The following is a 19,952-nucleotide window of genomic DNA, read 5'->3' on the forward strand; positions in this document are numbered from 1 at the left end:
CTTATGACGGATAAATTTTTAGAGGCATTGGGCATTGTAATACGGGATCAGATAATAATGAAGAACTCTGTTGAGATAGATGGGCTGGGTACATTCAAACCGGTTCACCATAATCAAAAGCAGGAAAAGCGGGCTGATGGATCTAACGTTATGCTGCCTCCAAAAGATACTGTTGAATTCACATCCGCTAAGAAGGGGTAAGCTATGCATATAGATCATTCAAAACTTATAGAGCTGCTAGTTGAAACTTCCGGCATCGAGAAAGAGAAAGTTGAGGATCAGCTTGCTGATCTTGTAGAAGAGATCAACGAAGCTATTGAAGAAGGTGAAGCTTATGAAGTGGATGGCTTTGGTGTATTCAGTGCCATCGGAAATAATGTAGTATTTATACCTGCTGATGAACTAGCCACAGAGATAAACTATAAATATGTGGGAATGGAAGCCATCGAAATGGATGATGCAACCGATTCTGTGGATGAACCCGATGCCCAAGACGAGGACGATCCATTTGCCGGTTTGCTTGAAGAGGAACCTGTTGGTGCCTCAACCGTAGAGCAGGAACCCGAAAATGATGAAACGGATCCTCCCTTTAGTATTGAAGATGGGGATCAGAATGAACCGGAAGAAGAACCGGAAGAAAAACCCGGTCCTGATAAATGGGGTATCGATACCTATAAAGGTGAAGGAGATGAAGGAATGTTCTCCGGTTTACTTGGTGATGCTCCCAAAGAAGAAAGTGAACAGGAAGAAGAACATTTTAAAGCCGTCTTTGATCAGGAAGATGATGGCGATGAGGACCTGGAACGTATTTCAGAGATCGAACGCGAACTTTCCGGGGATATCAATGAGGAAGATGAGTCAAAAGCAGATGAAGATGATGTCGATCCTTTTGCTGCACTTGCTGAAGAAGAGGGTGAGGAAAAAGAAGATGAAAAAGATCTCGAAAAAGCCCTTGGGTCTGCAATTTCAGATGACGATGAAGACGAAGACCTGGAAGAAGCTCTTTCTTCATCAATAAGTGAAGATTCAGGTGAGGATGAGGACGAACCCGTACCGGTGATCAAGAACATAACATCTGAGACACCTGAGAAGAAAAAAGAACCTAAAGATGAAAAGGAAAAGAAACGCAAACCCTTCAAGCGCCCTCAAAAGGCAAATGAAACCGGCTCTCAATCAGCTGCACTTCTTATCATCATTATAATTACTGTTCTTGGCGGTGGGATCTATGGCCTGGGATACTTTGGATTCGTCAACATTCCGGGAATTACTCCGGCAGAAATTCCTGCAACCACTCAAACAACACCACCTGCTCCCGGCCCTGAAGTTACAGAATCATTGCAGGATCAAAATGAGTCAGCCCAAGATCCAAATACTGATACAGCCTTAAATGAACCTTCTCAGAACGATTCACCGAATCAGGATCAGGGTACTGAGCAAACAATGACGGAAACGGAACAAGGATCCGAAACTCAAGTATCAGAAACACAAGAGGTTGTTGAACAGATCCCTGCCGGAGAAACCTCCTATGGATTAACCGGCTCGGTCAATGATGGCGCAAACAATGGTTATACGATCGTTCTATACTCACTGACCAATGAAGATAATGCCCGCGCCAAGGTCTCTGAACTTTCAGACCAGGGTTATCGTGTTCTACTGGCCTCAATACCACACCAACAATATGGAATGCTTTGGAGAGTTAGCATAGGACAATTTGAGACCATGCGTGATGCAGCTCTTGCAGCTCAGGATCTCGGCGATCCTTACACAGACAACTATTTCGTAACCCAAATTCAATAAATCAAAAGATCATCTACATGCACCCTTTATTGATATTTTTGCAGGATACCACTGCAGTTGACTCCCTGATGGCTATGCAGGAAGAAACTACCTCATTTTTCGAGCTCCTTGTTGAAGGTGGCGTTTTAATGATCCCTATTGCCATTCTTTTTATGATCGGCATGTATGTTATTGTTGAACGATGGCGAGCCTTAAATCGCTCACATGTGGACCCGGATAAGTTTTTGGGGACCATCGAAAATATGCTCAAATCCGGCAAAGGTGGGGCGAAGAATGCTATGGATTATTGTGATGAATTCAACAAGCCTATTTCCCGAATTATTAAAGCCGGTATTCGCCGCCTCGGCAGACCCATTCGCGATATTGAAGATGCTATTGACAATGCCGGAAAGAAAGAGATCTTTTTCCTGGAAAAACGCATGAACTGGCTCGCAACTATAGCCGGTGTAGCCCCGCTTCTTGGTTTTACAGGAACTGTTACAGGTATGATCGAAGCTTTTATGGATATTCAATCACTTCAGGGTAACGTTAACCCGAGTGCGCTTGCAGGTGGTATCTGGGAAGCCTTGATCACTACTGCAGCAGGGCTTATTGTAGGGTTGATCGCCTATGGTTTTTATAATTTCCTTTTGGGCAAGATCAACCGGTCAATATTTGAACTGGAAAATGCATCGGCAGACTTTCTGGATCTACTGCAATCACCGGCCAAAAAAGAAAATAACTGATCATGTCACGCGATTTCAGAAGAGGAGATAAACGCTTACCACCCCTGTCATTGTTCTCACAATCGTCATTGACAGATATTGTGTTATTACTGCTTATTTTCTTCCTTTTAACATCTTCTTTTGTGACCAATTTCGGGATACGTGTTGAGGTGCCAAAAGCTGAAAGCAGTGCGGCTACTGAAACACAATTTATATCCGTAGCTGTAACCAAGAATGGTGAATTCTATGTGGATGGTAGTTTAACCGCACGAGGCTCTCTTGCTACTGCTATCAGAAACGCACGAAATAATAAGCCACAGGGAACCGTTGTACTAAGAGCTGACAAGGATGCTAAAGTTGATGACGCCGTGAGGGTGATGAATATCAGCAAGGCATTGAATCTCAAGATTATTATGGCTACCGAACAAGGATCCTGACCATTATGGGCCGCTACAAATTCACCGAAGATGATCGTTTTGCCTTAAGGGTAACCCTTGGGGTAAATGCTATCCTTCTGATATTCTCTTTAATCTATACTTTTGATATGAATGCCAATGTTCGGCCTTCGTACATTGAGGTAGAATTTGGGGAATTCAGAACAGGTCAGCTTGCCGAATATTCTGAAGTGCAAAACGAAGAAGTGGCTCAGCGACCAAACCCTTCAGAAGTAGAGCCCGATGAACCGGTTGAAGAAGTTGTAGAGCCGGAAGTTACCCCACAGACAACCACTGAAGAAGATACGAAGCCTGTTGATCTGCCTGACCAGGTTGAGGAGGTTGTAGAGGAGGAGGTAACCACCCCGGACACTGAGAAGATCGACCCCACCCAACAAGAAACACAACCACAGGAAGAAGAAGTAGAAATCCCACCGGTTGCTCAGGAAAATGAAACTACCACAGAGGGTGCCGATCAAAGCGGTGATGTGGATGGTGCCACCGGAGACATGCAGTCCGATCAGGGAATTGGCAATGATGAGGAAAAATCCTCACCCTACGAATTAAGCTGGGAAGGTGAAATTGACCGTTCCCCCATGGTTCAGCCACTTCCTGAAAACTCAACCAATTCTGAGGCAGTCATTACCGTTAGATTTGAGGTACGCCCTGACGGTACCGTAGGTCGTATAATCCCACTTCGTAAAATGAACCCTGAATTGGAACGTGAAGTAATGAGTACCCTCCGATCATGGAGATTTTCAAGACTCCCCGGAGGAGTCCCTCAACAAACGCAATGGGGAACCATCACTTTCCGTTTCGTGGTCCAATAATCCTATATCGTTATGAAGCGTTCGATCTTAATATTGCCTGCCTTGATCCTTTTAAGTGTCGCGTGTACAACCGGACAATCCATTGATGAAGCTGATTATATTACGGTTTTACCCGATCAAGTTGAGGTGATGAACAAAACATCAAACTCGGTGACCCTAAAGATGTTAAATTCCTGTGGCTCTGCCTGCTGGGACAATCTTCAGGAATTAATTGAGCAGAATGAAAACACCTTTGAGATCAAGACCATTGCCGAGGTAACCTCAGAAATTTGCACCGAGCAATGTGTTCCTTATGAAAGGGAATACACGATAGAAATTCCTGTTCCCGGTGATTACACCTTCCAATTCATTCACCGTGACAGCGTATATGAGACACAGACCCTCAGCTTTCCTTAAGGCTCAGTGTTATACTATTTATTCTTTGCTATCCGTTTTTGAGTCCTCTGAACCATGATCGACATCTTTACTACCGTTATTTAAGCCTGAGCGAACATGCAGATCGCGCTGTGGGAATGGGATCTCAATATCATATTCAGCAAACTTTCGTACGATAGCTTGATTTAAAGCATTTTGCACTGAATATCTTTTCTTGACATCCGGTATCCAGACCAACAACTTCATATCCCAGGCAGAATCCCCAAAGCTCCGTAAATGAACATCATGTTCAGGGTACTTTAGCACATCCTCACTTTCTTCAGCTACTTCATTCAAGGCTTTTAGCACCTTATCGAGATCAGATGAATAGGATACACCTACATCAATACTTAATCGATAGGTAGTATCTCCATGTGAAAAATTTATGACGTCCTTGGAAACAAATTCTGAATTTGGGACAATGATAGAGATATTATCAAGTGTTTTTACTTTGGTTGAACGGATATTGATCTCTTGAATATCACCCTCAATATTATTTACCGAAACACGATCTCCTACGCTGATCGGCCTCTCAAATAAAACGATCAGGCCTGAAATAAAATTTGAGGTGATATTTTGAAGTCCAAAACCGATACCAACTGACAGAAAACCAAAGATCACTGCCAGGCCCGTCATATTAATGCCAAGGAACTGGAAGGAGATAAAGACCCCGATCACTACCACAACATATTGTGACATTCGGGATAAGGTATATCTAAGCCCACTATCCTTTACAAACTTGGGCAGGATCCTGTTATTAAGCATTCTTTTTACAAAAGAAGCCAAAAAAGAAAACCCGATCAGAAGCAGAATGAATACGATCAGCTTCAAGAAAGTGACTGGGGTATTTTGAATAGTAAATAATTGCACCTGCAGCAGATCCCAGACATAATCAAACGTATCACCAATAGAGTAATCGGATGGGTTTGGTATGTTGAGTGCCGAATCTGCGGAAATGATATCATTGGCACTGTCAGCCGTCAGTGAATCGACCTGTGGTGTTGAAGTAGGCAATTGAAAATTATTCATGTAACCAAGATAACAGTTTTGTAAGGATTATCGAACAGGACCTCTTTTTAAAAAATATCCATGACGTTTTTGGAATATTAAAATAAAATTATTTATATCTGCTTATAAATCGAGGTACAAAATAAAGAGTCATGAGAAATATATTAATAGTTGCTGCTATCACTATGCTTATGTTTACGGGTTGCAGGATCTTTCAACCCAAACCTATTTCCATTAGCCAATCTGATCTGAAGAGTTATCCTAACCTTATTCAGGCCTCGCCAGATTACTATCTTGAGTTCATTGGGCTAAAAAATTTCACAGCACAGCAGATCGTGGATACGATGAGGGTACGCCAAGGGGATTCAATTACCGGTGCTCGCGTATTGAATGCTTGCAGTGCAGTTATGCAACATGACCTTGGGTTCGAATACTCATCAACAACCTACGTTCGTCCTAATTATGGCTATATCACATTGATAGAAAACAAGACAGATTATGGAATCATTGAAAAAGAACTTCCGGTTGATTCAATGGATACCATAAGTGAATGGAATATTCCGGGAAAGGACCTTCACGACTTTGCCAATCAGAATGCTTTAGCTTTTTATCTGCAATTCTTACGTACTGATGGACGCAAACTGTCTATGAAGTATAAAATGGTTTATAATAAATTCGCAGATGATGATGAAAAAACATTTACTGACGGATTGCTCGATCATATCAATGGCTTAGATATGGATTCTGCTTTACCTCGAGCAAGAAATATATTAAGTAAAGATGCCAACCTGGTTAATAGATATTGGGCCCTATTAATTTTAATGCGAACTGAACCTACCGATGAGGATTTAAAATTAATTTTTGATCAATATTACTATGACAATAACAGTCTAAAGAATTTCACCTCTTACGTATTACGAGAAACACTGAAATTACGACCGGATTTCGACTGGAAATATGTTACTGAACCGGTTAAAAACCTGATAAGTGGTTCTGCTATTTGGGATTATGATACCATCCTTCAATACCTGACTGATTTTAATTTCCCCTCAAATCTGAGTCATGAGATCCTTGATCACCGGTCTCCCATACTACATGATTATTTGAATGCACATGAGTCTGACATGAGTAAACGCGCGTTTAATTTTTTGCAAAATATCAGTGAAGAAGATCTGAGTAATAAAAAAGAGGCCAACCAATGGCTGACCTCTCAATATCTTTCAGCTCAATAATTAATTAACTGTATTAGCTAACTAACCCTGATCGGTTCCGACGCGGAGCGTACGGAACCAGGTCGGTCTTCGTTTTATCACTCAGGTTTGAGCGATTTTTTTTTGTTATACCTAAGCCCAATACCTGTAGACCTGATTGTCTAATATTCAGTTTACAGCTGTTATGAAGTAGAGTTACCACACACTCTGTGGGGAACCAACCCTAACCGAAACTACTTCAGGCTCTCTTTGGGTGCCTGCCAGATCTCATTGTTGTAGTCATTGATAGTTCGGTCACTGGAGAATTTACCGATATTGGCCGTATTGATAATAGCCTTACGGTTCCACTCTTCCTGGTCCTTGAAAGCTTCAGATACTTCATCCTGCTTTTGAACATACGCTTCATAATCAGCCATCACCATAAAGTAATCGCCCTCATGGAGCAGAGCATTAATGATCGGCTCAAACAGAGCTTTGTCTCCGTTACTGAAGAACCCATCACGGATCTGATCAACGGCTTGCTTCAGTTCAGGATTGGCATTGTAATAATCCCAAGGATTATAACCTTCTCTTCTAACTTGTTCGATCTCTTCTTCCTCCAAACCAAAGATGAATATATTATCATCTCCAACTTCTTCCCTGATCTCAACATTGGCACCGTCAAGAGTACCAATCGTGAGGGCTCCATTCAGGGCAAACTTCATATTACCGGTACCTGAAGCTTCCATACCGGCGGTTGAGATCTGCTCTGATAAGTTAGCTGCCGGTATCAATTTCTCAGCCAGTGTTACGCTATAATTTTGCAGGAATACGCACTTCAGCTTTTTATTGACATCCGGGTCGTTGTTCACAACCTCAGCAATACTGTTAATGAGCTTGATGTGCAGTTTTGCCATTGTATATCCGGGAGCGGCTTTACCGGCGAATATGACCGTTCTGGGTGATATGTCCGTATCCGGATTTTCCTTAAGGCGATTATACATGGTGATCACATGAAGGGCTGCCATCAGCTGGCGCTTGTATTCATGTATCCGCTTGATCTGAATGTCGAACATAGAATTAGGGTCGACGTCCAGGTCATTATTTTCCTTTATATAATCAGCCAGTCGCTTTTTGTTTTCAAGTTTTATCTCGGCAAATTGCTTGCGGAATTTTTCATCCTCAGCATATTCATTGATCTTTTTGAGCTCATCTAGATCCGTAACCCAGTCTTCCCCGATCTTTTCAGAGATCAAACCTGAGAGCGCCGGGTTACATTGCTTCAACCATCTTCGTGGTGTGATACCGTTGGTCTTATTGGTGAATTTATCCGGGTACATCTCTGCAAAATCCTTGAACATCGATTGTTTTAACAAGCGAGAGTGCATAGCTGCTACCCCGTTTACTTTTCTTGCCCCCACAATACCAAGGTGAGCCATATGTACTACAGGGTGCTCTCCTTCACTTACAATACTCATTCGGTTCTGAAGGTTCTTATCATCTCCCAATTTGACTTTTACATCATCCAGAAACCGTCGATTGATCTCATAAATAATATTAAGATGACGTGGCAACAGATTCCTGACCAGTGACACCGGCCACTTTTCCAGGGCTTCCGGTAATAAGGTATGGTTGGTATAGGCCATTGAGCGAACTGTTATATCCCAAGCTTTTTCCCAGTCCATATGTTCCTCATCAAGCAAATGGCGCATTAATTCAGGAATAGCCAGGTTTGGATGCGTATCGTTACACTGAATGGACACCTTGTCCGGAAACTTAGTAAAATCATTATACTGTTTTTTGAACCTACGGATGATATCCTGCATCGATGCTGAAACAAGGAAATATTCCTGCTTCAATCTGAGCTCTTGACCTACAAATACCTTATCGTTTGGATACAACACCCTTGATATGTTTTGCTCTAACTGGTTATCCCGAACCGCATCAATATATTGGCCTTGATTAAAACTCTTAAGGTCAATGGCTGAAGATGACTCAGCTTTCCAAAGTCGCAGATAATTAACGATCCCATTATCATAGCCGGGTATAGGTGTATCATAAGCAACGGCTTTCACTCGATGTGTATTTTCCCAGTTGTAATGGGTTTTCCCATTGCTGGATTTTACCATGCCCTGATTTCCGTAGAACTCCACCGGATATTGAACCTTAGGGCGAACCGTATCCCAGGGGTTTCCATATTTCAACCAAAGGTCAGGACGTTCAACTTGATAACCGTCCTGAATTTTTTGATAAAAGATGCCATAGTCATAGCGAATTCCATGGCCAATAGCCGGAATTCCCAAGGTTGCCATGGAATCAAGAAAACAGGCGGCAAGGCGGCCAAGGCCTCCGTTCCCAAGGCCTGCGTCCCATTCTTGATCACGGATGTCTTCATAAGACAGGTCTAGCTCATCCAGGGCTTCAGCTACCAGATCACGGACATTCAGGTTTACCAACATATTGTCCAGGAGCCGGCCTATCAGATATTCCATTGATAGATAGTACACCCGCTTCGCATCTGTCTTATAATAGTGCTGCTGGGTTTTAAGGAGCCGGTCATTCAACCGATCCATGATGGTTAGGGTTACACTCTTATAGCGATCCCAGTTGGTCGTAGAATATTCATCCTTCGCCAATGTATGGCGGAGATGTAGTTTGATATCTTCACGAAGGGAATCCTTATCCATTCCCGAGCGAGTATTAATGCTAGTTGATTCTTTCTTACTCATAATTTCTAGTGTGATCTAAATATTCCTTTTTAATAATCGAAAGTTGATGAATGAGCCTGTCTATTCAGTTATATCAGTTCTATAAGACAGAGTCCGATTTTTCTGTAACAACAACTTTCAGATGTCATCCTTCCTTTAAATAAATTCCTTGGTCCGGCTCAAATTTTGGTCTGGTTATATTAGCCGGAAAACCGAGCTTATGAAACGATTCGTACGCATTAATTGCAACAAAATCCTGTTCAAAAACCCCAAAAACACTGGAACCGCTTCCACTCATACTGGCATACTCGGCGCCGAATTCATAGAATTGATCTTTTATATTTCCAACGAGATGTAATCGGGGGAATACGACTTTTTCAAGTTCATTCATCAGAAGATATCGCCACTCTTCAGGCTGCTCTTCCAAAAGTACATTCTTCAATGAGAATTCCGGTTCAGGGTTTGGTTCACAAAATTGATAGGCTTGCTCCGTGTTGCTCTCAATATTTGGATATACGGTAACTATATAGGCATCCGGTTGAATATCAAGTGGCTCGATCTCATCTCCCAAACCGGTAGCAAAGCCGGCTTTACCCTTAATAAAAAAAGGTACATCCGCCCCGATCTGCTTACCAAGCCTGATGAGGTCATCCTGAGTAAGCCCAAGATTTGCGATCTTGTTCATCATTCGTAAAGTCGTGGCTGCATTACTGCTACCGCCTCCAAGGCCGGCACCCGTAGGTATGTTCTTTTCCACTTTGATATTGTACTCATCCTTTAATCCTGCTTCCTGCTGCAGTAGTTTAACTGCTTTTACGATCAGATTTGAATCATCCACGGGAATTTTTGGATCACTCATTTCCAAATGCATACGACCGGGCTTAACCTCAAAACGATCGTTCCACTCTATGAAGCAAAATCCCGTTTCAATTGCATGATATCCATTTTCAAGTTTCTCAAGTACGTTCAATCCAAGATTGATCTTACCGTACGAATTAGAGATCCAAAGTTCAGCCATTCTTTAAAAAATCGTTTTTATGTTTCATCATATAATTAAAAGCAGCATCATGGTCATTTGGAATATCTCCGTTCAGTATGGCCTCTTTTACGGCATCTTTTACATCACCCACGGTCCTGCTTGGTTCAATATTTAAGGCCTCCATGATCTCCTCACCGGATAATGGGTTCTTCCATTTTCTTATGCGATCTTTTTCTTCGACTTCTTTGATCCGCCTTTCTACAAAGTCGAAATTCTGTTGATACTTCTCCTGCTTGTATTCATTTTTAGTGGTGATGTCTGCCCGACATAATTTCATAAGGTCATCAATATCATCACCGGCCTCATAAATTAACCTGCGTATAGCGGAATCCGAAACCTCATCCGATACCAAAGCGATAGGCCTGAGGTGCAAGCGCACCAATTTACGTACATACCGCATTCGCTCATCCAATGGAAGCCCAAGCCGACGAAATATGCGCTTGGTCCATTTGGCACCCAATGCATCGTGGCCGTGAAAGGTCCACCCGGCTTTGGGATGAAATCTTTGTGTGGGTGGCTTGGCAATATCGTGCATGATGGCCGCCCATCTTAACCACAGGTCTGCACCAAGTTCAATCACGTTGTCCAGTACTTTTAAAGTATGCCAGAAATTGTCCTTATGACGAACTCCTTTGATCTCTTTTACACCATGCAAGTCATGCATTTCCGGGAAAAACTCTTTTAGTAAACCGGTTTTGAATAGCATAGTAAATCCTAGAGAGGGGTGATCACTCAGTATGATCTTATTCAGCTCATCAATGATCCTTTCTTTTGAAATGATATTGATCCTGCCGGCCATTTCGGTGATCGCATTGAAGGTTTCCTCCTCTATCCTGAAATCAAGCTGAGAGGCAAAACGAATGGCTCTCATCATTCTAAGCGGATCATCACTGAATGTTTGGTGCGGATCGATCGGGGTTTTGATCTTATTATTTTCCAGGTCTTCCATACCGTCAAATGGATCGATCAGCTCACCAAAATTTTCTTCGTTCAGCGACCAGGACATGGCATTGATAGTCAGGTCTCGCCTCAGTTGATCGTCTTCAAGGGTTCCATCTTCCACGATCGGTTTTCTGGAGTCCCTTCGGTAGCTTTCCTTTCGGGCACCCACAAACTCCAATTCAAGATCCCCGGTTTTGACCTGAGCAGTACCAAACTGCTTATATACGGCCAAAGATGAACTTTTTATCTTTTTGGAAACAAGGGTAGCTAACTTTATTCCGGAACCGACTGTAACAAAGTCGATGTCCATTGCTCCTTCTTTTAGACGGTTCAGATAATGATCACGAACATAACCGCCGACTACATAGACCGGATAATCCAGTTCCTCAGCAGCCTGACTTATGATCTTAAAAACTTTTTGGTGCGACGTTGGTATGTTATTCATATGTTTCAAAGCATCTCAAAGATAGGAATGTTAGGCGTTGCTTTCAGAGGTTTACTGAGATATTTTATTAGCCAGGATCATTCTATAATTTATTAATGTATATGCATCATCTTTTTTCGGGTTTATTCTTTGTACTATTGTTTACCGCTTGTGCGTCATCAAACTCATCTACCTATAATGAACCTAAGAAGAAACCGATACCTTTTGTGCCTCCAGGCAAAGAGTTAGGTGATACCTGGGATGAAGCGGTAAAATACGATTATGAGATGGATATTTTTGTAACACCGGAATACATAGCTTATCCATTGAAGGGTACCCGATGGTTACTATCTACCTTACAAAACAATTTTCAGGCTCAGGTTTGTAAAGGTGGTGATCCCAGAATAATATTCAGGTTTGTTATTTCTCCCAATGGTCAGTTAATTGGTGTTCACCCTATTGGGAATAAAAGCCTTGAGTGCTTGAGCCATGTAAGTGACTCAGTAATTAAAACGAAATTTTATCCAGCAGAACATAACGGTGAAAATGTCTATATGCTTTTGTCTGCGACTGTCAATGACCGCCGTTAACTACAATCATTCATTAACGACCAATTATTATGGGTAATACAACCACATGGGTTATAGCAACAAATGGAACTAAATATGCCAGTGAAGCGGTAAAATATGCCGCTGAGCTATATCGTGACCTGAGAATAGAACCTAAGATCTACATATTGGTTGTGGCGACTGATGATGATGCTGTAGACCAGGCAAAAGCTATCCTTGAGATGGCAAAATTTACGTTCGAGGATATTGCAGGGAAGGAGGGAGCCTTAACAACCATGGTTGAGACCGGTGAACCTGGCGAGGTTATAATCCAACAGATGAAATCGCTGAATGGGGATCATTTGTTTATCGGAGGTTCTGACTTTAAGTGGGACATAAACTCTGATGACGAAGGGGGCATCAGTAATTATATCATTGAAAATATATCTGGCGGTATTACCCTTATAAAGTAAGTTGGTTCAATTTCCCTTGAATATAGGCGCTTCATTAAATCGGGTTTTGATAGCGTATTTTTGTTCTACTGCTTTCCCATTTAGTATTGCCGGTTGCCATCTGTCCATATTTTCAATCAATCTGACAAACATTTTTGTAAAATCTTTAGACGGACTTTTTACAGCCTCTATATCTTTTATCAGACCATCCGTGCCTATCACATAAGTCATGACTACATCTCCATAAATGCCATCTTGTAAAGCATTTATAGGGTACCGTGTGTTCATTCGAATATAATTCATCAATCCATCTTTACCGCCCGGGTATTTCGCATATGTATCCGGTTCCGGGTATTGTTCGGACCTATATTCTACCGGTGACTTAATTTCCACATAGGGGTAGTTATCATTCTGTTTTTGAATTTTTGGTTCGGTAGATGCACACCCGCTCATTAAAATAATTGCTGTACAAATAGTTAAAAATCGCATGTCCTAAAATTGGTTTGTTTTAATGCTCCATTCAATTTCTGATTCCCTCACTGAATAACTAACTAAGGATTTCTATCAATCTTTAAAAGTGAATTACATACAATATTCATATACGCTTCTATTTTTAATAGTATAAGGAAAGAGGGCCTTATGGAAGCTCATTTATATTTAGAAGCCAGGTTACCCATGCTGGGGTCGGCCACCGACTTCACCTATAAATGGTGTGTCAACATGGGGTTAAGTCGGGATGACGCTGCTAGAATGGCGTTAGCAACAGATGAGATCCTTACTGATATATTGCTGCATGGTTACAAGCATGAATCCGGTTACATCGAGATCTGGTTTCAATACACCTTTTCTGAGATTGAAATTACCATTCAGGAAAAAGGAGAACCATTTGATCCGGAAAAATACGTCTATGATCCTGAAAAAGCCCTGAAAGAACATAATTTTGAGGGCGCCGCCTTAAGATCGGTTCAAAGGATGACGGATCAGTTTTTATTCCTCAATCGGGGTAAAGACGGCAAAGAATTCCGGTTGGTTAAACAGTTTAGGTCATCCCATATCAAGGACCTGTTACCGAAACACCTGAATCCCGAAGACCTTGATGAACCTGAACCTGATTGCGACTACCTCCTTACTCCGGCTACTTCAGAAGATGCTGAGGATATTGCCAAGCTTATTTACAGATCATACAGTTATACCTACACAAAGGAAGATCTCTATTTCCCCAAAAGGATCGAAACGGCTATAAAACACGAATACAAGTTCGGTACCATAGTTCGAACAGAAGGCGGTGGGCCTGCAGGGTACTTTGCGGTCATAAAAAGCACTGATTCGTTGATTGGCGAGGTCGGTGAAGCAGTGGTCTCACCAAATCACCGTGGTAGGGGGCTCATGACCAAAATGATGAAAGAACTTATCAAAATGAGTAAACAAAGAGGGTTAATGGGTTTATTTGGAATGGCTTCAACCTTTCACATTATTAGCCAAAAAGTAAATGATAAGTATGGGTTCAAGAGTACGGCACTTATCATCTCTAAATCACCCCAAAAGCTGTATAAGGGCATGGCTAACCAGGCGTCTCAGGTCGTAAGTGTTGTCATGGACTTCCTTCCTCTCACAAAATTATGGAGAAAACCTGTTGTTATACCAAAAGCCTACAAAGAAATTCTTAGTGATATCTATGCTCAATTCACCGGGCAGAGGAAATCAATAAGTTCAAACAAACCACCTGTGACAGATTCTGACCAAACCGACCTTGGCCTCACTATTAATTATGAAACCCAAAATGTTCTGATAACCGTTAAGCAGTATGGTAAAACCTTTGAGACAAGTTACATGAGGTTATATCGAAGTATAGACGAGCTTGATCTCAATGCTATCTACATTGATCTGCCACTGAACAGCCCTAGAATAAATGCGGCTATTGAATGGCTGAAAGCACAGGGATTTATTTTCAGTGGATTAATGCCCCTATTTCATCAGGAACATGACCATATGCGGATGCAAAAGTTAATGATAGAAACGGATTTTGATAAAATTAACACCTATACAGAGTTAGCCGGTAAACTGAAATCACTCATCAAAAAGGAGTATGATGCAGTACAAGAAAGATAAAAATAGAATTGAAGTAGAATTGCCGGGTGATTTCAACCTGAACGCTGTGCGACTGATCAGCGAGCAACTAGGTGACCGAAAACACTTACGTATCGATCTATCCAAAGCACACTTCGTGAATTCTAAAGCGATCATCTTTTTGCACAAACTCATGTTCAGTGAAAAACAGATAAACGTGAGGCTTAAAGATCCACCAAAATTATTTTTTGAACTGCTTCAAACTCTTGGATTGCACAACGAATGGAATTTGGATGAAATTGTTGAACCCTAAATTACCCTCAAATGGAACAAAAAAAGGATATACAAATTACCCGGCTTAATCTTGCGTTTCCGGTCTGGGATCAGATATTTACGGTTCACCCACTTGTAATTGTAGGTACTGTAGAACCGGATTCCTCCCATGACTTTGCTCCCAAACATATGGCATTTCCTCTCGGGTGGAAAAACTATTTTGGATTCGTATGTACTCCAAATCATTCAACTTACCAGAATATAAAACGAACCGGTGAGTTCACGGTTACCTATCCAAAACCTGATCAGCTGGTATTGACCAGTCTGACAGCTTCCCCCCGCTGCGAGGATAATACAAAGCCTGAGTTAAACAGCATGGATACATTTTCTGCTACTGAGGTTGATGGACACTTCATTAAGAACGGTTACATTTTCCTGGAATGTAAACTGGAACGGTTTGTAGATGGTTTTGGTGAGAACAGTCTCATTCTGGGAGAAATCATTGCTGCTCATGCACAAAATGATTTCATTCGTAAACCCTCACAACCGGATGGTGAAAAATTGCGACAAAACCCTCAGTTGGTTTATGTATCTCCGGGCCGCTATGCTACTATCGAAGATACCCGGGCTTTTCCTTTCCCAAAAAATTTTAAAAAGTAGGTCATGGAAAAAACCACTCTCCATATCAACGAAATTGACCTTGACTCAGGTTATCGCGATTACTTCCTCAGTATCTTAATGAAACTGGTAAAGACGGAAACCCCGCCGGCAAATTCTGTAGCTCACAAAGCGTTATTTTCAATTCTGGAGAAGGAGCTTGAAAAGCTCGGTCTTGTCGTATCATTATACAACGGAATTAAAAGTGGAGGACAATTATTTGCCCGGCCCAAAGCACAAAACTCGTCGTGCTATCAATTGCTGCTTGGACATATCGATACTGTTTGGCCTGCAGGTACTATTCAGAAAATGCCTTTTAGCAAAGATAAAAATACGCTAACCGGTCCCGGTATTTACGATATGAAAGCCGGCATTGCTATGATAATGACGGCGTTAAAGATCATCAATGATGATAACCGGCTAAAACCGTCTGTGACACCTATCCTCTTTCTGAATTCGGATGAAGAGAGCGGCAGCAGGGAGTCGGCCTCACGAATCAGGTTATTGGCACGGGCTATGAACCGAGTGTTTGTACTTGAGCCATCGTTGGACCCGGACGGCAAGATCAAAACCAGACGAAAGGGCGTTGGACATTTTGAAGTCATCATCAAAGGAATCTCATCTCATGCCGGCATTGAGCCTGAAAAAGGAAGAAGTGCCATATTGGAATTGTCTTACCTCATTCAAAAACTTCATCTGTTGAATGATCCTGATAATGGGATCTCCGTTAACGTTGGCACCATTGATGGCGGCATAAGTACCAACGTGGTGGCGCCGGAAAGCCGGGCCTCGGTGGATGTACGGGTTAAAACCAAAGCTGATGCCAAACGACTTTCCGAAGAGATCACTTCCATGGAGTCTGATACCGAAGGGGTGACTCTGGAGATCAAGGGTGGGTTTCGCCGGCCACCATTGGTGCAGAATAAAAGAAACAGGGCATTATGGCATGCGGTAAAAGAGATCGGCCACCACCTTGGTTTGGAACTGACCGAAGGAACATCTGGCGGAGGTTCTGACGGCAGCTACACGAGTTTGTATACTGCTACCTTAGATGGGTTGGGAGCTGTAGGCGATGGGGCCCATAGCCCTACGGAACGGATATTTCTCAATGAGACTCTGGAAAGAATACCTCTTTTAGTGAATTTACTGCTTCTTCCACCTTTAAGAGATACAGTGTGAGGTCAGGAATTATTCAAGGACAGAACCTTGAATAATTCCGGTAGTGGATCCATAAGAGCATAGTATAAGCCGGTATTTTTGAATTCATATGGATGTTCACTATTTGATTTAAAGAATTCTTTAATGGCGGATTTGGTCAGCACAAAGTGAGTATCCCTATATTCAGGTGCTGAAACTTTCTCTCCTAAAGCACTTTGGTATGCCAGGTATGGAAAGTTGATGCCTGCTACCAGGGAACCTAGAAGGGTGGTCCAGTATCGGGCATTGAAATCAATCAGTTTATAGGTCTTATCCCGTTCATCATAACGGAAATCCAGGTGGCAAATTCCAGACCAGTTCAACTTACTGATTATCTTCTCGATCTGATCCAAGAATTCTGACCTATGGAGCAGTTCAATACCCGGGGAGTAACGAAGGTCCTGCAGAATAAATCCTTTTTGAATAGTGTAAGCAAGGATCTTTCCATCCTTACAAAATAAACTACAGTCAATATCATATCCGGGAATATACTCCTGAAGGAAATAATCCTTTGAACTGAGTTCGTTCTCTTTAAGATAATGAACCATTTCTTCCCTGCTTTGAAAGATATTGACGAATAATGCATCAGTATCTCCACCCCGGTCCCAGACCGGTTTAAAAAGCACGGGGAAAGTCAATTCATCCGGGAGATCAGCCTCTAGATTTGTTGGAATAGGCCAGATCTTAGCATATGGCATATCATTCGTCTCAAGCCATTCATTCAGGTCATTCTTCATGACCATTTTATGGAAGGTCTTCAGGTCAGCAAGATGTGGGATGTTTATAGCTGCCTTTAGTTTATCATTATACTTAATAACAAACTCAACTGATTTCTCATCAATAGGAATAAGGACTTCGGAACCCGTGTCATTGATAATACGGGTCAGGTTTTCAAGTCGTTCCTGATCAGCTTCTCCCTGTATAAGCTGAAATGAGTTCAGGTACCGGCTGAATCTGGTTGTGGTTTTTTTATTCGCTGCATAATGAATGGATATACCCGGGATCTGCCCCAAACAACGTATGACCGGTAGGCCTAAGTTCACCTCACCCCCAAATAATAAAACCGAATGATCTGCCTTACTCAAAATACCTTCATTCTAAATAATCGTCTGTGCTTTACTTATGATTTAATATTTATAAATCTCATCATTTCCCATCTCTAATGCAATTCACTAATAATTATATTCATTTAATGTCAATACACGGTTTGAAGAATCCTATTAAACTGCCATATTAAGCATATGGAGCAACAAAGGTCTGATAATTCCAAACTGATAAAAATAGCCGCTCTGTTGGTCATCGGGGTGTTGGTGGTCTATATAATGATAGAGGCCCAATTCATCTTATTACCTTTGGTTTGGGCAGCTTTTATCGCCCTTTTGATCCTTCCTTTGACCGAAAGACTCGAAGTGATCAAATTCCCCCGCTGGCTGGCCATCATTACGGTATTGACTCTCGTTACCACGATCATAAGTGTAATATTATATTTGTTATCCATTCAGGTGGCCGGGTTGCTTGGAGACATTCCTGCAGTAACCGGAAAAGTAGATACATGGATAGCAGATCTACAGCATTTTCTTGAAATACGGATTGGCATTTCTCACGAATTGTTAACAAGACAAGCCACCAACTCCATTTCACAGATCATCAATACCGGACTTACGGAGCTTAGAAATTCATTATTTTCTGTATTCAGACTGCTAACCGTTATCAGTGTGATCCCTTTATATATTTTCTTTATGCTGTACTATCGGGATAATTTTTATCGTGGATCTCTTCAACTTTTTATCAACTATCACGACCAGACCCGGTCATTGTTCAACAAGATCATTAAAGTGGCTCAACAATATTTAAGAGGGTTGATGCTTGTCACACTCATAGTTGGTGTTTTATTCTATGGTGTTCTGACCATTTTGAACATTAAATACGCCTTTTTCTTTGCTGTTTTACTAGCCACTTTTAACCTGATACCATATATCGGTGTATTTATTTCATCACTACTTGTAGTTCTATACTCGATAACTACGTCTGATTCCATGTTTTATCCATTAGCTATTTTAATTTCATTATGGCTTATTCAACTGTTAGAAAACAACCTTCTCACCCCATATGTGGTTGGTTCTCAAGTTAAGATCAATCCACTTGCTGCTCTTATTGCTGTATTTATAGGAGCAATGATCTGGGGTGTATCGGGTATGATCCTCTTTATACCTTTGGTCGGAGTTCTAAAAGTGGTACTGGACGAATTCGAAGAGTTAAAGCCATATACACTATTTTTAGGCAAATAATGATGACATATGGTTTGGATTCAAAACTTAATTCACGTGTTGTATAAACTGCTTAGGACATTTTTTATTTACTATCATTTAATAATTGAATAATGAAAAACACTCTCTTTTTATCACTTTTTCTTTTCATACCGATCTTAATTTTGTTTTCCTGTGACTCTGAAAACCAATTTTCACTTAGCACACCTGAAATTATAACCACAGGTTATCAATTTACAGAAGGCCCGCACTGGCTTGAAGATAGAAGCCTGATATTCAGTGATATTCCGGCTAATAAGGTCTATCGATGGCAGCCGGGATCTGAAGAAACGTCCATATTCATAGATTCCTCCGGTCGTTCAAATGGCATAGAAGGAATGCCAGGTGGTACTATAATTCTAACCCAGCATGACGGCAGGGTTTCCATGTTTTTGGAAAATGGCACATTGGAGTCCATTGCCTCTACTTATCAGGGAATGAGGCTGAACAGCCCGAATGATCTAGCCATTAGATCTGACTCGTTGATCTACTTTACAGATCCACCCTTTGGTGTCTCTGATGAGGATCAAGAACTTAGTTTTGCCGGTATTTATAGAATAGAAAAGAACGGTGAGTTAACATTACTTTATGATCAGCTTTCTCTTCCCAACGGGATCACTTTTTCTCCTGATGAATCTCACTTATATGTAAGTGATTCTGAAACCGGAAATATTATTCGTTTTGAAGTCCTTGAAGATGGAGCCCTTACCAATGACGTGGTCTTTGCCAACATTGGAAAACCTGGCGATAAGGGTGCAGCCGATGGCATGATAACCGATTCCGAAGGCCGGCTTTACACAACAGGACCCAATGGGTTGACCGTTTTTGATGCGGAAGGAAATCAGCTGGCTAATGTAAGTTTTGATGAGCAAATTACAAATGTTGAGTGGGGTAGTGACCAAACAATACTATATATAACCGGTGCCAATTCTGTTTATAAAGTGATTGTTAATAATCCCTGA

At 41.6% G+C, this 19,952-nt stretch carries 21 protein-coding genes; 15 read left to right on the forward strand and 6 right to left on the reverse strand.

Annotation, left to right across the window (positions count from 1 at the left end):
• Nucleotides 1-3: 3 nt before the first annotated feature.
• From AC13FX_RS04190 to AC13FX_RS04215, 6 genes are read left to right on the forward strand one after another with little or no spacing between them, the layout of a single operon-like run.
• Nucleotides 4-201 (forward strand): HU family DNA-binding protein, encoded by a 198-nt coding sequence (locus tag AC13FX_RS04190; RefSeq protein ID WP_482879228.1) that lies wholly within the window; start codon nt 4-6, stop codon nt 199-201.
• Between the two features lie 3 nt (nt 202-204).
• Nucleotides 205-1,797, forward strand: a complete 1,593-nt coding sequence (locus AC13FX_RS04195) for an SPOR domain-containing protein (protein WP_482879229.1) — start codon at nt 205-207, stop codon at nt 1,795-1,797.
• Between the two features lie 17 nt (nt 1,798-1,814).
• Nucleotides 1,815-2,522, forward strand: a complete 708-nt coding sequence (locus tag AC13FX_RS04200; RefSeq protein WP_482879230.1) for a MotA/TolQ/ExbB proton channel family protein — start codon at nt 1,815-1,817, stop codon at nt 2,520-2,522.
• Between the two features lie 2 nt (nt 2,523-2,524).
• Nucleotides 2,525-2,938 (forward strand): ExbD/TolR family protein, encoded by a 414-nt coding sequence (locus tag AC13FX_RS04205; RefSeq protein WP_482879231.1) that lies wholly within the window; start codon nt 2,525-2,527, stop codon nt 2,936-2,938.
• A gap of 5 nt (nt 2,939-2,943) precedes the next feature.
• Complete coding sequence (locus tag AC13FX_RS04210) at nt 2,944-3,765, forward strand: energy transducer TonB family protein (RefSeq protein ID WP_482879232.1); 822 nt, start codon at nt 2,944-2,946, stop codon at nt 3,763-3,765.
• A 12-nt stretch (nt 3,766-3,777) separates the two neighbouring features.
• Entirely contained in the window at nt 3,778-4,161 is a 384-nt protein-coding gene (locus tag AC13FX_RS04215; protein WP_482879233.1) for a hypothetical protein, read from the forward strand.
• An 18-nt stretch (nt 4,162-4,179) separates the two neighbouring features.
• Here AC13FX_RS04215 and AC13FX_RS04220 read toward each other — a convergent pair whose 3' ends face one another.
• Complete coding sequence (locus AC13FX_RS04220; RefSeq protein ID WP_482879234.1) at nt 4,180-5,208, reverse strand: mechanosensitive ion channel family protein; 1,029 nt, start codon at nt 5,206-5,208, stop codon at nt 4,180-4,182.
• A gap of 131 nt (nt 5,209-5,339) precedes the next feature.
• Between AC13FX_RS04220 and AC13FX_RS04225 the strand changes: the two genes are divergently transcribed.
• Nucleotides 5,340-6,419 (forward strand): hypothetical protein, encoded by a 1,080-nt coding sequence (locus AC13FX_RS04225; protein ID WP_482879235.1) that lies wholly within the window; start codon nt 5,340-5,342, stop codon nt 6,417-6,419.
• Nucleotides 6,420-6,631: 212 nt separating this feature from the next.
• On the opposite strand, the gene AC13FX_RS04230 is transcribed toward AC13FX_RS04225, so the two are convergent.
• The 3 genes from AC13FX_RS04230 to AC13FX_RS04240 form a co-directional block, all read right to left on the reverse strand.
• The gene (locus AC13FX_RS04230) at nt 6,632-9,106 is read right to left on the reverse strand and encodes a glycogen/starch/alpha-glucan phosphorylase (RefSeq protein ID WP_482879236.1); all 2,475 of its coding nucleotides are present in this window, start codon (nt 9,104-9,106) and stop codon (nt 6,632-6,634) included.
• Between the two features lie 124 nt (nt 9,107-9,230).
• On the reverse strand, nt 9,231-10,103 hold the full coding sequence (gene ispE / locus AC13FX_RS04235) for a 4-(cytidine 5'-diphospho)-2-C-methyl-D-erythritol kinase (protein ID WP_482879238.1): 873 nt from the start codon (nt 10,101-10,103) through the stop codon (nt 9,231-9,233).
• Complete coding sequence (locus tag AC13FX_RS04240) at nt 10,096-11,511, reverse strand: CCA tRNA nucleotidyltransferase (RefSeq protein ID WP_482879239.1); 1,416 nt, start codon at nt 11,509-11,511, stop codon at nt 10,096-10,098. Before AC13FX_RS04240 ends, ispE begins: the two co-directional genes overlap by 8 nt.
• A 101-nt stretch (nt 11,512-11,612) precedes the next feature.
• Here AC13FX_RS04240 and AC13FX_RS04245 point away from each other — a divergent pair, with 101 nt between their 5' ends.
• On the forward strand, nt 11,613-12,080 hold the full coding sequence (locus AC13FX_RS04245) for a hypothetical protein (RefSeq protein WP_482879240.1): 468 nt from the start codon (nt 11,613-11,615) through the stop codon (nt 12,078-12,080).
• A gap of 29 nt (nt 12,081-12,109) precedes the next feature.
• Nucleotides 12,110-12,511, forward strand: coding sequence for a universal stress protein (locus tag AC13FX_RS04250; RefSeq protein WP_482879242.1), 402 nt, complete (start codon nt 12,110-12,112; stop codon nt 12,509-12,511).
• Nucleotides 12,512-12,517: 6 nt separating this feature from the next.
• On the opposite strand, the gene AC13FX_RS04255 is transcribed toward AC13FX_RS04250, so the two are convergent.
• Complete coding sequence (locus tag AC13FX_RS04255; protein WP_482879243.1) at nt 12,518-12,979, reverse strand: energy transducer TonB; 462 nt, start codon at nt 12,977-12,979, stop codon at nt 12,518-12,520.
• A gap of 150 nt (nt 12,980-13,129) precedes the next feature.
• Here AC13FX_RS04255 and AC13FX_RS04260 point away from each other — a divergent pair, with 150 nt between their 5' ends.
• The 4 genes from AC13FX_RS04260 to AC13FX_RS04275 are packed head-to-tail and all read left to right on the forward strand — an operon-like array spanning nt 13,130 to nt 16,666.
• Nucleotides 13,130-14,599 carry a GNAT family N-acetyltransferase gene (locus AC13FX_RS04260; protein WP_482879244.1) on the forward strand — a complete coding sequence of 490 codons (1,470 nt, stop codon included), beginning with the start codon at nt 13,130-13,132 and terminating at the stop codon, nt 14,597-14,599.
• The gene (locus AC13FX_RS04265) at nt 14,577-14,870 is read left to right on the forward strand and encodes an STAS domain-containing protein (RefSeq protein WP_482879245.1); all 294 of its coding nucleotides are present in this window, start codon (nt 14,577-14,579) and stop codon (nt 14,868-14,870) included. Before AC13FX_RS04260 ends, AC13FX_RS04265 begins: the two co-directional genes overlap by 23 nt.
• A gap of 11 nt (nt 14,871-14,881) precedes the next feature.
• Nucleotides 14,882-15,490 carry a flavin reductase gene (locus AC13FX_RS04270; RefSeq protein ID WP_482879246.1) on the forward strand — a complete coding sequence of 203 codons (609 nt, stop codon included), beginning with the start codon at nt 14,882-14,884 and terminating at the stop codon, nt 15,488-15,490.
• Between the two features lie 3 nt (nt 15,491-15,493).
• On the forward strand, nt 15,494-16,666 hold the full coding sequence (locus AC13FX_RS04275; RefSeq protein ID WP_482879247.1) for a M20/M25/M40 family metallo-hydrolase: 1,173 nt from the start codon (nt 15,494-15,496) through the stop codon (nt 16,664-16,666).
• 2 nt (nt 16,667-16,668) lie between these two features.
• Here the strand turns inward: AC13FX_RS04275 and AC13FX_RS04280 are convergent, their stop codons facing one another.
• Nucleotides 16,669-17,769 carry an ATP-grasp domain-containing protein gene (locus tag AC13FX_RS04280; RefSeq protein ID WP_482879248.1) on the reverse strand — a complete coding sequence of 367 codons (1,101 nt, stop codon included), beginning with the start codon at nt 17,767-17,769 and terminating at the stop codon, nt 16,669-16,671.
• A gap of 156 nt (nt 17,770-17,925) precedes the next feature.
• Between AC13FX_RS04280 and AC13FX_RS04285 the strand changes: the two genes are divergently transcribed.
• Nucleotides 17,926-18,972, forward strand: a complete 1,047-nt coding sequence (locus AC13FX_RS04285) for an AI-2E family transporter (RefSeq protein WP_482879249.1) — start codon at nt 17,926-17,928, stop codon at nt 18,970-18,972.
• A 143-nt stretch (nt 18,973-19,115) separates the two neighbouring features.
• On the forward strand, nt 19,116-19,952 hold the full coding sequence (locus tag AC13FX_RS04290; RefSeq protein ID WP_482879250.1) for an SMP-30/gluconolactonase/LRE family protein: 837 nt from the start codon (nt 19,116-19,118) through the stop codon (nt 19,950-19,952).

The organism is Gracilimonas sp. B-17, from assembly GCF_056857935.1.